Origin of the sequence: Actinomadura sp. 9N407, assembly GCF_044326315.1 — a bacterium.
In the GTDB taxonomy this organism is placed as follows: Bacteria; Actinomycetota; Actinomycetes; order Streptosporangiales; family Streptosporangiaceae; genus Spirillospora.
Genome location: NZ_JBIRAW010000019.1, coordinates 162310 through 175172, shown reverse-complemented (window position 1 = coordinate 175172; position 12863 = coordinate 162310). Strand labels below are relative to the sequence as shown.

The following is a 12863-nucleotide window of genomic DNA, read 5'->3' as shown; positions in this document are numbered from 1 at the left end:
GGCTTGTGCCACGGCTCCGGATGCTGGCCGCCCAGGCAGGGCAGGACCGGGACCGGTCCGCGGTGCTCGCAGAACTCGCGGACCGATTCGACCCCAACCACAGCGTCTGACGCCGCGCCAGAGAGCTGCCCCGGCTTCCGGGATGGGAGCCGGGGCAGGAGAAACTCGTGCCGCCCTTGTCCGATGCTGTGCTGTCGTCCTCGGTAGGCCAGTCTGGTGCCTTCCGTGATGGTTGAGTTCCCAGCGCAGACCCACCATGACCTCATGGATAGAACTGAGGAGTGCCGGTGGTGTGTACCGGCGATGCGGTTGCGAGGATCCGGACAGCGGCCGCGCGATGGGCAACGGGTGCCCGCGTCTGATGGCCGAGCGCAGTCACGGCAGTTGGTACCTGCGCCTGGAACTGGGGATCGGTGCGGACGGCGGTCGACGCCGTGTCCGTCGTGGCGGTTTCCCGACGAGGAAGACCGCGTCGGAGGTGCTGGCGCGGCTGCGTGGCCCGGCCGGGAGTCCACTCACGGTGGGGGCCTGGTTGCAGCGGTGGTTGGAGAACCTCCGGGGCGCGCCGTCCACGGTGGCCGGGTACACCGACCACGTCCGGCGGTACCTGGACCCGCTACTGGGCCACCTGCTGCTGACGGAACTATCGGTCGCGCACGTGGAGGAGATGTTCCACGTCATTACCCGCGAGCACCAGGACGCAGGTCGGCGGCTGACGGCCGCGACCCTGAGCCGGGGTGCGCTGCTCAGATTGCCCCTTTCGCTGCCCGCAGGTCTGCATTTCGCAGGTTCGTGCCCTTCAGTACCGTGCCCACCAGGATTGCGCGGTGCAGGTCCGCGCCCATCGGGAGGAGCCAGAAACTCCTAGAGAGATATCTCCGCCGTCTCGGCCACGCGCAGCGCCGGCCGCTCGGGCATGCACGAGATCGTGTTCGCGAAGTCGGCGTCTCAGCCCTTGATGAGTTGTTCGGCGTGTTCCGCTTCGCTGGTACGGACGGTGCAGGGCTGGGCGTTCAACAGTCGCCAGTGTGTTGTCTTTCCGTCAGGGCCGGTGAGGCTGGATGCGGACAGGGCTTGTTCGATGCGGGTGCGGATGTTGGCTTCGGACGCGGGTTCGCTGGCGAACAGCACCCGTAGCCGCAGCCGGGCGCCGGAACGCCGCACGTCGGTGTGGTGTGGGGCCAGCGGGCACGGCGACCGGTGCTCCCAGTCTCCGCACAACGCGACCGTGATGGCCGCGCCTGGTGCCCGGATGTCCTCACCTGGGGCCATGGCGACGACCGCCTCGTGGGCGAATGCTTGGCGCACGGGTTCAGTATTCAGCGCAGTGGTGCTGCTGGTCGAGCCGGCAAATCGTGGGCTCCTCTTCAGAGCGGTGTCAGGGTGGACCGGGGGCGGGCCAAGCTGTGTCCGGTACTGCTGAGCCCTTGAGCCCCACTGGGATTCGAGGGCTCTTTTCGTCTCTGCCAACGCGAAACTGGCGCTCAAGGGCACCCGTTCGTCCGCTGGCGTCCGTTCCCCGGGCGCCGGTTCGGCCCTGTGGGGAACCGTCTAATCCCGACAGCACCCACGGAGGCGTCGGAGCGCAATCAAGATCTCTGGGGTGTGGGAGCGGAGGGCGACCAGGGCGTGAGGTCGAGTTCCGGGTAACGCAGTGCCATGCCGGTCAGCGTCTGGGGCGTCCAGTAAGGGTGTCCCGGCGGGGGGAATCCGAAGGTCTGGAGTTGGCGAGGGGTGGCACGGTGGACGAACGCGACCCATTCTCGTTCGAAGCTCCGCGCGGCCCACCCCGCGCGTTGCCCCCACGAGAGGCCGGAGGGCCGGAAGCCCAGGTGCATGCTGTAACGGGCGCCGCGAGCTGCCGTCAGTTGGGTGCCCCGGTGGAAGGTGCCGGCCTCGAAGGCGATGACCGTTCCGGCGGGCCCTGCACCGGAAACCTCGGCACCGTACATCTGCGGGCTGCCGCTGTCGTCGCTGTATCTCCAGGCGCTGTCGTGTCCGGGCCGCAGGAACCAGTTCGGTACGGCGGGGATGTCCCCGGTGTGCGCACGTGAGAGGAGATGCGGCGGTCCGAGTTCTTCGGGGACGTCGCAGAGGAGGACGAACATCTCCAGCTGCTGGCAGCCCGGTGCCGTGCTAGGGACCAGGACGGTGTGGTTGAGGTAGTCGCGGTGCAGGTCTTGGTCGTAGTCGCATGCACTGGTGTACTTGGCCCAGGCCTCGGCGGTGTAGATGTGGACGTCACTGTCGTCCAGCAGGGTTTGGGCGAGCGCCAGGATGCGATGGTTCACCGCCAGCAGGCTGATCTCGGTGCTGGCGAACGGGAAGGTGTCGATCCCGGCGAATTCGTCGCCGATGAAGCGGTTGCGGCGCGGGTCGGTGCCGTCATGGAAGCCCTCGGGGGAGGGGAACAGCAGGTTCAGTTCGCTCGCCGCGGGCGTCAGTTCCTCGGCGGGGATGAACGCCGGGAGGATCACGAAGCCATCGGCCCGCCAGTCCCGCGCGGCGTTCTCAAGGTCCATTCACCCAGGATCATCCGAGTGCGCGACCACAGGCCATCGGTTTTCGCACGTACGGTTCGCCCCCGCCCCAGCTAGACCATCCAAACCGCACATCGCTACCTGGCGGCTGGGGACATGTTCGGGAGCGGAGGGCCCTGTGGGGGTTCCAAGACGAGGGATAGGTGTCTGACCTGCCGGTATGTCAGCCGTGGTGGGCACTGTGCTGGCAGGATTGCGTGCTTGTGATGGTGCGGATGCTGTATTGATGTTCGTTCGCTCGGCTGGGTGGATGGCGCTGCTGGCGCGTTCGCGGCGTCGGAGGCCGCGGAGCTGCTGGTGCTGCGCCAGGACGTCGCGGTGTTTCGGCGGCAGAACCCCAGGCCCAAACTGAACTGGACCGACGGGGCGATGGCCGCCCTGGCCCGGCTGCTGCCCAGACCGGCGAGGATGAGTCGGCTGGTGACCTTGGAGACGCTGCTGCGCTGGCATCGGCGGCTGGTTCGCCGGGGCCTTGAGCTGTTCGGCCAGCGCGGCCAGTTCGAGGCCGCGGCCGAGCCGTTTGCGCTCGTGGACGACGAGGGTGACCGCGACCCCGGAGCCGCATCTCCTGAGCGAGGGCGATGGGCCTGTTCGAGCTCGGGCCGTGTCCTGGTGCGGGTGGAGATCTTCTAAAAAAATCCGGGTGACGCCGGCGCCCTTGAGCGCGCCGAGCTGGGTGTCCAGGGACTGGTGGGCGGTGGAGGCGCGGGCGTAGCTGGTCCGGGCGTGCCCGGACGGTTCGCGCCGGCGGCCGCAGGGCAGGTCGACCCACACCGACCCGGGCTTGCGCATCGGCGGGGTGGGGACGTTCGGCGTGAGCCGCTCCAGGCGTACTCCGGCCGAGCTCGTACGGGGCACGGGCGCACGCATGCGCGAGCATGACCGTGACCGGCGTACGACGCGCTAACGCAGTGCCTTCAGGAAGCGGGCGGCGAGCGGGGCCGCGACCTCGCCGCCCGAGCCGCCACCCTCGACGAACACGGCGAACGCGACGTCACCGCGGAAGCCGATGAACCAGGCGTGCGATCGCCTGCCGTCCACCTCGGCCGTTCCGGTCTTGCCCGCAGTTCCCGGGGGGAGGCCCGCGCGTTCGGCGGTGCCACCGGTGACGACCGCGCGCATCATCTCGCGCAGCGCGCTCGCCCCCGGCACTGGGCGGGCGCGCTGCCGCTCCCCGCTGATCCGGCCGGCGGCGACCAGCCGAGGCGGCCGCCACCGCCCGTCCGCGACGGCTGCGGCGACCAGCGCCATCGAGAGCGGGCTGGCCTGCACCCGTCCCTGGCCGATGGCCGCCTCGGCGAGTTCGGCACCGCCGCCGGGACGGGGGAAGGAGGCCGGGGTGGCGGAGATCCCGGGGGAGAGCGGGCCGCCGAACCCGAACGAGGCCGCGGCGCCGGCCAGTTTCCCGGCGCCCAGCCTCTCCACGGCCAGCTGCGCGAAGGTGGTGTTGCACGAGGCGGCCAGGGCGTCCCGCAGCGAGGCCGATCCCAGCGCCAGGCCCTCCGGGTTGCGGATGGTGCGCTGCGCGGTCACCACCGACGCGGGGCAGCGAACGCCGCCGCCGGCGGGCAGGCCGTCGGCGAGCAGGGCGGCGGCGGTGACGACCTTGAAGGTGGAGCCGGGCGGGTAGGTACCCAGGAACGCGTTCATCCCGCCCAGCCCGTCGGCGACGGCCAGCACCTGCCCGGTGGACGGGCGCACCGCCACCAGAGCGGCGCTCCGGTCGGTGATCGCCTTCTCGGCCGCGGCCTGGATCCGGCCGTCCAGCGTCGTGCGGATGCGTTCGGATGGGTCGGCGCCCAGCACCGCCAGCCGCTGGGGGGCGCGGCCGGCTTCGGTGACCTCGACGGCCCACCCCGAGGTGTCGGCCTCGAAGTCGCCCAGATCCTCCGCCATGGCCGCGATGTAGGGCTGGAGCGGGCCGCCGTCCGGCAGCACCCGCCCCCGGCCGTCGGTGAACGTCGCTGGGGCGGCCCGGGTCTCGGCCAGCGACCACACGGCGAAACCGGTCACGGACGGATGCAGGGTGGCCGGGCTCCACAGGACCCTCCAGCGGCGCTCGACCAGCCTCAGGACGAGGGTCGACCGGTAGGACCACGTCACCTGTCCCGCGAGACGGCGAGTGACCTTGAACTCCCGGCGCGCCCGGTTCCGCTCGCCCGCGTTCTGGACCAGCGGGCCCGGCACCAGCGCGACCGTGTGCACCTGCAGTCCCCGGGACAGGGCCCGGTGCTGCGCGGCGAAGTCCGCCGGCGGGTCGGCGACCAGTTCGGCCATGCGGTCCAGGGAGCCGCCGCGCCAGGCGGCGAAGTAGTCGCGGGAGACCTGCTCGGGAGTGCCCGGGTCCCGCCACGGATACGTCACGGCGGCGGCGCCGCCGACCGCCAGGACGATGAGAAGCAGCACGGCCAGGACCAGGACCCCACGAGATCGCAACGCCGCCTCCTTCGAAGGCCGCCAACGATCATCTCCGATCTCGGGCCCCGGCGGGCTGGCCGGTTCCGGGCACGTAGATCCTCGACCACGCTGGCCTGCGATTTCTTCCACGTCGATTGTGAGGTGACCTTGCGCCGGGTCTATGTGTTCTTCGTGATGGAGGTGGGCACCCGTCACGTCCACCTTCTGGGCGTGACCGCGCACCCGGACGGGGCATGGACGGTGCAGCGGGCACGGGATCTATTGATGGATCTGGGCGAGTGGGCCACCGGGTTCCGCTTTCTGATCCGCGACCGGGCGGGGCAGTTCACCGCGGAGTTCGACGCAGTGCCGGCGGCTGCCGGGATCGCGGTGGTGAAGATCCCGCCGCGCAGCCCGAAAGCGAACGCCATCGCCGAACGCTGGGTCCGCACTGTGCAGGCCGAGGTCACCGACCGGATGCTGATCACCAGACCCCGGCGTTTGCACGCGGTCCTGAGGGGAGTACATCGCGCATTACAACCGGCATCGTCCGCACCGAGCCCGGAATGTGCGGCCACCAGACCACGACGACATCACCACGGCCGAGGTGACGGACATGCCGTGAGGTTCCCCCGTAGGACGGCCACCTGGGGTGAGATGGGTCAGTGTCCGGTCTGTGAGGTTTGGTGCTGTTCCTCGAAGGTGCCAGTGCGACCGTGGAGAGCGGCTCGTTCATGTCCTCCGCTCTCCCGGTGGCCGGTTTCGCGATCATCGAAGCCGCGTCCATGGAGGAAGCCATCCAACTGGTGTCGATGACCCCATGCGCAGTTGCACAGGGGGCGAGGTTTGGCCGTTGTAGGAATCGTCGTAAAGCAAGGCGACGCATCCCTGCGGTTATAGCCGCGCGGTCTGCGGTATGAGCGCGCGGCCGGATCTTCGGCGGGTGCGGCATCAGAGCCGGGTCGGCGGTCATCGGGACAGAAGGACGCCGATCACGATCAGGAGCGCCACCGCCATGAGGGGAACGACAGTGAAGAACGCGAGTTGGAGCAGGCAGCCCCGCTGCTTCACAGTGCCGGGAGCTCCGATGGTGCCTGCGAGGTACAGGGGCGCAGGGCCGCGGTACTCCAGCTCAGATGGCTGCTCAGGGGTGAGGACCTTGTCTGCGGGGATCTCGAAGGCCGCCCTCCCTCAACGCTGGTGGTAGTGGGCACCGTCGATACCGACGGTGACGGCAGCCTTGGCGACTGAAAAAGAAATATGACACAAGGTGTCAGGTTTTGGGTCGAGCATGGTTTCACCGGTCGGCGTTGATGGTGGGCGTGGACCGGGCACCACGATGGATACGGATGAAGAAGGAACTCCATGCGCGAAACTCGAGAAGATCTCAAAGAGTTGCAGGCCCTGCTGGACGCTTCTCTGTCCCGCTCCTCCGCGCACCTCCGCTCGATCATCGGCACCGAGAGCACACTGACCGCGGAGCAGCTCACGCGGGTCCTCAGCGGCATGTGCGCCCTGGCCCTGTCCACCGTGACGGCCAAGGGCGAACCGCGGATGAGCGGCGTGGACGGGCATTTCCTGCACGGCAAGTGGCACTTCGGCACGGCGCGCGGCGCCGTCAAGGCCCGTCACCTCGCGGCCCGGCCGGCCGTCAGCGCCGCGCACATGCGCGGTGAGGACCTGGGTGTGTTCACGCACGGCACGGTGGAGATCCTCAACCCCCGGCACGGCGAGCCGGCCGCGGACTGGCCGGACCTGCTCGCGTACTTCAAGGACTTCTACGGCGCCGACTCCTTTGACTGGGACAACGACGTGGTCTACTACCGGCTGCGTCCGCACTGGATGAGCGTCTACGCATCCGATGTCGCCAAACTCACTGCGGTGTCCCGGTCCTGATCCGCAACACGGGCCGTAGCGGTACGGGCTACGTCCTGGCTGACAGGTCCGGTGAAGCGGCCGCTCGGCGCCATTGGTGACGAGCGGCGTCGCATGGTGGCGTGATCGGTTTTTTCGGCATGGGTGGGGCCTGGCCGCCCATGTCCTGCTGTGTTGCGAGAGAGTGGACGAAGATTGACTGCATTCGTACGGGACGTCGCGGGTGTGGGGCGCGAGACCACCGACGTGGTGGGGGCTCGTACCAACAATCTGCGGGACGTGTCGGTGAGCATCCCCAAGGGGCGGCTCGTCGCCTTCACCGGAGTGAGCGGCAGCGGCAAGACCTCGCTGGCCATCGACACGCTGCACAACGAGGCCCAACTGCGGTATCTGGAAGGACTCTCGCCGTTCGTGCGGCAGTACATCACCCAGCGCAATCGGCCGAAGGTCGACCGCATCTTGGGACTCGGTGCGACGCTCGCGGTCGACCAGCGCCGCCTGAACCGCAACCCCCGCTCCACGGTCGCGACGATCACCGGCATCGACGGGCACCTGGGGCTGCTGTACTCGCGCCTCCCGGGGATCGGCGGGGATCCGGCGGCGGAGAGCGGGGACGGGCACCTGACGACCGCTCACTTCGACCGGAACACACCGGAGGGCAGCTGCGTGGACTGCCACGGGGTGGGCGGGCGCTGGCAGGCGCAGGAGGACCTGATCATCACCTGCCCGGAGCTTCCGCTCTTCGAGGGTGCCTCGCCGTGGTACGCCAAGTGGCGGTCGGGGGAGCACGCGTTCGTGCCGGCGCTCGCCGAGATGCGGGGCGTGGACCTCGGCCGGCCGTGGCTGTCGCTGCCTGAGGAGTTCCGTCACTGCGTGCTGTACGGCACGGGTGAGGAGACGGTCGAGGCGACCGTTGACATGCCGAACAAGAACGAGACGGCCTTGATGACCTACACCTCGAGCCAGCCGCTGCGGGGCGCGCTCGCTGAGGTGGAGCGGGTGTTCGTGAACGCCAAGGCGTCCAGCGCCAAGCAGCGCTACCTGCCGTACATGCGCAAGCAGCCCTGCGGCACTTGCGGCGGCAGCGGGTACGACCGGGTGGCCCGGTCCGTGCGGCTCGGCGGGCTGACGTACCCCGACCTGCTCGAGGTGGAAGTACGGGAGGTGCGCAGCTGGGCGAAGCGCGTGGCGGACGACCTGGGCGCCCGGCAGCGCGAGGTGGGTGAACCGTTGCTGCAGGACCTGGGCCGCAGGCTCGGGATCCTTGACCGGCTCGGCCTGGCTCATCTCCGGCTGTCCCGGAGCGCGGCGACGCTGTCGGGGGGTGAGTTGCAGCGGACCCGGCTCGCCGCGCAGCTCAGCACCGAGCTGAGCGGCATCATCTTCGTCCTGGACGAGCCCGGGACCGGGCTGCATCCGGCGGACAAGGCGCACCTGCTCGACATCGCTCTGGAGCTGCGCGAGGCCGGCAACACGGTGCTCCTTGTCGAGCACGACCCGGAGCTGATCGCCCGGGCCGACTGGGTGATCGATATGGGGCCCGGCGCGGGCCGCCTCGGCGGTGAGGTCCTGGTGTCGGGGCCTCCTGCCGACGCGGCCGCCCACCCGAAGTCGCTGACCGGGCGCTATCTGGCCGGTGAGGGGCCGCGGCTGCGCCGGCCCCACCGCCCGGCCGGGGATGACACCGGCTGGGTGGCGCTGCACGGCCTGCGTGTGCACAACGTGACCGCGGACCTGGTGCGTTTCCCCGCCGGTCGGCTCACCTGCCTGACCGGGGTGAGCGGCAGCGGCAAGAGCAGCCTGCTCGGCGCGCTCGGGGCGAGCGTGGAGGCCGCCCTGAACGGGACGGCGACCGACACGGTGCGGGAGGTGACCGGCCTCGAGGGGTTCAGCTGGGTCGCCGTCGTCGATCAGGATCCGCTCGGGCGAACGCCGCGATCCAACCCCGCTACCTACAGCAAGGCGTTCGACATCGTCCGCAAGCTGTTCGCCGAGACCGACGTGGCGCACGGGCGCGGGGTCGATGCCTCCTGGTTCAGCTTCAACACCGCGGGTGGCGGCCGTTGCGAGACCTGCACCGGGTATGGCCGCAAGCTGGTCGACATGCACTTTCTGCCGGATGTGTGGGTGGTCTGCGACGCGTGCGAGGGTCGGCGCTACAAGCCGGAGGCTTTGGAGATCAGGTATCAGGGATTGGCCATCGATCAGGTGCTGGAGCTGACCGTCGCCGAGGCCGTGGAGCAGTTCTCCGAGCCCCGGCAGCTCGGGGAGACCCTGAGAGCCTTGAACCAGGTCGGGCTCGGCTATCTCCAACTCGGCCAGAGCGCCACAGAGTTGTCCGGCGGCGAGGCGCAGCGGCTGAAGCTGGCGTCCGCGATCCAGCGCGGTGCTGCGAGCCGCAAGGCCGGCCTCGTCGTTCTCGACGAGCCCGTCTCAGGCCTGCACCCGTCCGACATTCAGCGTGTGGTGGATGCGCTCGATGTGTTGCTCGACTCGGGCAACACCGTCGTCGTGGCCGAACATGACATCCCCGTCGCCGCGTCCGCGGACTGGGTGATCGACCTGGGGCCGGGAGCCGGTCCGGACGGGGGCACGGTGGTCGCGGAGGGCACCCCGGACACCGTCGCGACGGCGGACACCCCGACCGCCGGTTTCTTCCGCCGGTACGCGGCGGGCCTGCCGCTCCTGGAGGTGCGGGAAGGCGCGCGCTGCTGAGGGGCAGGGCCCGTCTTTGCGTCACGATCCCGATGCGCAGCAGGCCGGCGGCGATGCCGGCGCTCTGGCGGCCGCTGAACCAGCCCAACGACCGCCGCCCGGCAGCGGCCGTCCAGACCTGCAGTTCGTGGTTGGGCGGCCTGTGGTCGGTCGGCCACCAGGTCAGCTCGGGGCCGGGCTCGCCGCAGACGGGGCGGTCCGGAGTCCGGGTGCCGAAACGGGCGGCCCACAACGATCGGGCCGACGGGGTCGGCCCAACGGGAACAACCGAACGCTCAATGCCGTGCGGTGCTCATCATTCCGCTCTGCCCAGCCCCAAGGTGCCCGTCATGCGCTTGCGCCTCGCCCGGATGAAATGCCGTTACGCCGCTCGCACCGACGGCTCGTGAGACTTATGGGGTAGATGCCGATTGGCTCAGCAGCGTGGTGACCGTTCGGCTCGCCCGTTCTTAGCGTGCGACTAAACATTCCCTCCCTTCAAGGAGGCCGTCAGTGGCCGGACACACCAGAAGAACGATCCTGCGGGGCGGCGCGGTGACCGCCGCATCGGTTCCGCTGGCGCAAGTGGCCTCGCCTCCCGGAAAGGCGTCTGTTCAGGGGCTGGTCAGCGTGAGGCCGGGAGATCCGCGCTATCCCTCGATGGTGCGCCGAGGCTACAACCGGCGGTTCGAGGGGCGGCCAGAGGAGATCCATGTGGTGCACTCCGCTGACGATGTCGTACGCGCAGTGGACGATGCGGTGCGTACCGGCCGGAAGCTCGCCGTGCGCAGCGGAGGTCACTGCTTCGAGAACTTCGTGGACGCCCCGGACGTCCGGGTGGTCATCGACCTCTCCGAGATGACGACCGTCCGCTATGACCGGCGCCGTAGGGCCTTCGAGGTGGAAGCGGGCGCCACGTTGGGTGAGATGTACCGGAGGCTGTACGTCGGGTGGGGCGTGACCGTCCCGGCCGGAACCCACGGCTCGGTGGGGGTCGGCGGCCATGTCAGCGGCGGCGGCTACGGTGCCCTGTGCCGTCTGCACGGCCTGTCGGTCGATCACCTGTACGCGGTGGAGGTCGTCGTCGTCGGACGGTCGGGCAAGGCCAGGAGCGTGGTGGCCAGCAGGGAGCGGTCAGACCCCAACCGGGACCTGTGGTGGGCCCATACCGGAGGCGGCGGCGGGAACTTCGGGATCGTCACCCGCTACTGGTTCCGGTCGCCGAGCGGCAGTCCGCTGCCGGCTCCTCCGGCCACGGTCTTGGACTTCACCCTGTCATGGCCGTGGGAGCGGCTCGACCGGGAGACGTTCGTCCGGCTGGTGCGCAATTACGGGGAGTGGGGCGAGCGCAACTCGGCACCCGGGTCGCCGGCGTGCGCGCTGTACGGCGAGTTCTTGCTGAGCACCAGATCCGCCGGACACCTCACGCTGATCGGCCAGGTCGCCGCAGACAGCGGCGCCACGCGGCTGCTGGACGACCTGACCACCGCGCTCGGAGGCGGCGTCGGGGTACGGCCGTCGCGTCAGGCGTCCACCCTTCCCTGGCTGACCGCGGCGATCCACGGTCTCGACGACGCGCCGGGCCCTTTCTACAGCGTCAAGATCAAGTCGGGCTATCTGCGGCGGCGCTTCACCGATCGGCAGGCCGTCGCCCTCCACCGGCATCTGACCAGGTCCGACTACGACCATCCGGGCGGGAGCGTGTTCGTGAACACCTACGGCGGCCAGGTCAACACCGTGCGGCCCGGTGCGACCGCCACCGCCCACCGTGACTCGATCTTCAAGGTCGGCTTCCTCGCCGGCTGGGAGGACGCGGCCGAGGAGGCCCGGCACCTGTCGTGGATCCGCGAGGTCTACCGCGACGTCTACGCCGACAGCGGTGGCGTCCCGGCCGACGGTGCGTACATCGGCTACCCCGACAGAGACCTGGCCGACCCGACGTGGAACGGCTCGGGCATCCCGTGGCACACCCTCTGCTACAAGGACGGCTACGCTCGGTTGCAGCAGGTCAAACGGCACTGGGACCCGCGTGGCGTGTTCCACCACGCACTCTCCGTCCGCCCCTCCTGAAGCGAGGACCTACGCGATCGAGATCGGGTTACCGCCGAGCGGAGGATGACCTTGCTCGGCGTTGAATCCGAGCCGAGGGGATCCGGCTCCAGGCCCGCCTGGACACCTATCTGGTGGACCGGGTCCTGAACCTGCACAACATCCTCGTCGGTCTTGCATCGGGGATCGCGGGATTGGCCGCGGCCGACCTGTTGAACGTCCCGGAGAACTATCGGGACTATCGCGTCGCACTATGGCTGCTGTGGTTCGCCGCGCTGCTTGCGGTGGTGACCGCCTACGCCGGAGCCGTGATCGACTCGGTGCTGCTGCCCGCTCAGATACCGGGAATCGTGGACCTGATCCTCCCGCTCGCGCTCGGGATCGCGGAGTTCCTGTTGTTCGCCATCCTGGCCCCACAAGGTCACCAACCTGTCCAGCTAGGCCTCGCCTGATGGCCACATGGTTCTGAAGGTTCAGCGACATCAACGTCTGGGCGGAATCTTCAACGAGTATCGACATGCCGCTTGGCCTGCATGGATAGGGTTTTCGGCACCCGCAACGTCCACGCCGACACCGACGAGTTCTTCTTGGTGCTGGACGGCGAGTTGGCCATCGCCCTGCGCGATGGCGGCGACGACTCAGGCGCTGAACGGTCCGTCACCTTGCCCAAGGGGACGGTGTTCGTCGTCCCGCGCGGTATTGAGCACAAGCCGTCCTCGCCTGGAGGGGCTTCGATTTTGATGTTCGAGCCGACCGGCACCCTGACCGTGGGCGATCACCATGAGGCGGTGCCCTCCCATATCGACTCCACCACGGGCCACGCTCTTTCCCGCCCACCTCAAGCGTGAGCCGGGCAGTTGTGGCCCGGGCTGTTTGATCGCGAGACCGGCTTCCACCGTGGGTGCGTGCGAGGCGGTGGTAGCGATGGGGTGCCGTAACGAACAGGCGAGTCGAGAATGCGGCCGCAGCGGCTTCATGTTGACCATGCCTGTCCGACTGTCCTACCCCGGGCTCTCCCACCCCCGGACAGAAGGCAGGCCCATAACGTCCCCGCCGATCACTATGCGCGTCGTCCGGCTCTCCGGCTCCGTGGACAACCTGCGACTGACCACGCTCCCGCCCTACAGGGACGGCTGGGTGCGCATCCGCGTCGAGGCGTTCGGGCTCAACCGCTCGGAGTTGAAGCTTCGACTGGGTTTGAGCCTGGGCGTCAACTTCCCTCGGGTGCCGGGTATCGAGGCCGCCGCACGATGCGGGCCGAGGCCACACCGCATGCCGATCGCTGGGGCGCGGCACCTACACGCATTC

The 12863-nt window shown here is 69.3% G+C and carries 10 protein-coding genes; 6 read left to right on the top strand and 4 right to left on the bottom strand.

Annotated elements, in window-relative coordinates; all coding sequences use genetic code 11:
- Positions 1–746 precede the first annotated feature (746 nt).
- The 3 genes from ACH34Q_RS27900 to ACH34Q_RS27890 form a co-directional block, all read right to left on the bottom strand.
- Positions 747–845, bottom strand: a complete 99-nt coding sequence (locus ACH34Q_RS27900; protein ID WP_395986034.1) for a pentapeptide repeat-containing protein — start codon at positions 843–845, stop codon at positions 747–749.
- A gap of 103 nt (positions 846–948) precedes the next feature.
- Positions 949–1308 (bottom strand): hypothetical protein, encoded by a 360-nt coding sequence (locus ACH34Q_RS27895; RefSeq protein ID WP_395986033.1) that lies wholly within the window; start codon positions 1306–1308, stop codon positions 949–951.
- Between the two features lie 281 nt (positions 1309–1589).
- Positions 1590–2522 carry a phytanoyl-CoA dioxygenase family protein gene (locus tag ACH34Q_RS27890; protein ID WP_395986032.1) on the bottom strand — a complete coding sequence of 311 codons (933 nt, stop codon included), beginning with the start codon at positions 2520–2522 and terminating at the stop codon, positions 1590–1592.
- A gap of 264 nt (positions 2523–2786) precedes the next feature.
- Between ACH34Q_RS27890 and ACH34Q_RS27885 the strand changes: the two genes are divergently transcribed.
- A complete protein-coding gene (locus ACH34Q_RS27885; RefSeq protein ID WP_395986031.1) occupies positions 2787–3173 on the top strand; it encodes a hypothetical protein in 387 nt (128 codons plus the stop codon).
- Positions 3174–3443: 270 nt separating this feature from the next.
- Here ACH34Q_RS27885 and ACH34Q_RS27880 read toward each other — a convergent pair whose 3' ends face one another.
- On the bottom strand, positions 3444–4976 hold the full coding sequence (locus ACH34Q_RS27880; RefSeq protein WP_395986030.1) for a penicillin-binding transpeptidase domain-containing protein: 1533 nt from the start codon (positions 4974–4976) through the stop codon (positions 3444–3446).
- Positions 4977–6302: 1326 nt separating this feature from the next.
- Here ACH34Q_RS27880 and ACH34Q_RS27875 point away from each other — a divergent pair.
- The 5 genes from ACH34Q_RS27875 (at position 6303) to ACH34Q_RS27855 (ending at position 12403) form a co-directional block, all read left to right on the top strand.
- Positions 6303–6833 (top strand): pyridoxamine 5'-phosphate oxidase family protein, encoded by a 531-nt coding sequence (locus ACH34Q_RS27875; protein WP_395986029.1) that lies wholly within the window; start codon positions 6303–6305, stop codon positions 6831–6833.
- A gap of 174 nt (positions 6834–7007) precedes the next feature.
- Complete coding sequence (locus tag ACH34Q_RS27870; protein WP_395986028.1) at positions 7008–9527, top strand: excinuclease ABC subunit UvrA; 2520 nt, start codon at positions 7008–7010, stop codon at positions 9525–9527.
- Positions 9528–10220: 693 nt separating this feature from the next.
- The gene (locus ACH34Q_RS27865; protein WP_395986027.1) at positions 10221–11576 is read left to right on the top strand and encodes an FAD-binding oxidoreductase; all 1356 of its coding nucleotides are present in this window, start codon (positions 10221–10223) and stop codon (positions 11574–11576) included.
- Positions 11577–11689: 113 nt separating this feature from the next.
- A complete protein-coding gene (locus ACH34Q_RS27860) occupies positions 11690–12007 on the top strand; it encodes a hypothetical protein (RefSeq protein WP_395986026.1) in 318 nt (105 codons plus the stop codon).
- Between the two features lie 81 nt (positions 12008–12088).
- Entirely contained in the window at positions 12089–12403 is a 315-nt protein-coding gene (locus ACH34Q_RS27855) for a cupin domain-containing protein (protein WP_395986040.1), read from the top strand.
- The last annotated feature ends 460 nt before the right edge of the window (positions 12404–12863 follow it).

Excerpts from the sequence above, each read along its gene's own strand:
- ACH34Q_RS27900 (WP_395986034.1), bottom strand. The coding sequence starts at position 845 with ATGGGCGCGGACCTGCACCGCGCAATCCTGGTGGGCACGGTACTGAAG.
- ACH34Q_RS27890 (WP_395986032.1), bottom strand. The coding sequence starts at position 2,522 with ATGGACCTTGAGAACGCCGCGCGGGACTGGCGGGCCGATGGCTTCGTG.
- ACH34Q_RS27875 (WP_395986029.1), top strand. The coding sequence starts at position 6,303 with ATGCGCGAAACTCGAGAAGATCTCAAAGAGTTGCAGGCCCTGCTGGAC.
- ACH34Q_RS27855 (WP_395986040.1), top strand. The coding sequence starts at position 12,089 with ATGGATAGGGTTTTCGGCACCCGCAACGTCCACGCCGACACCGACGAG.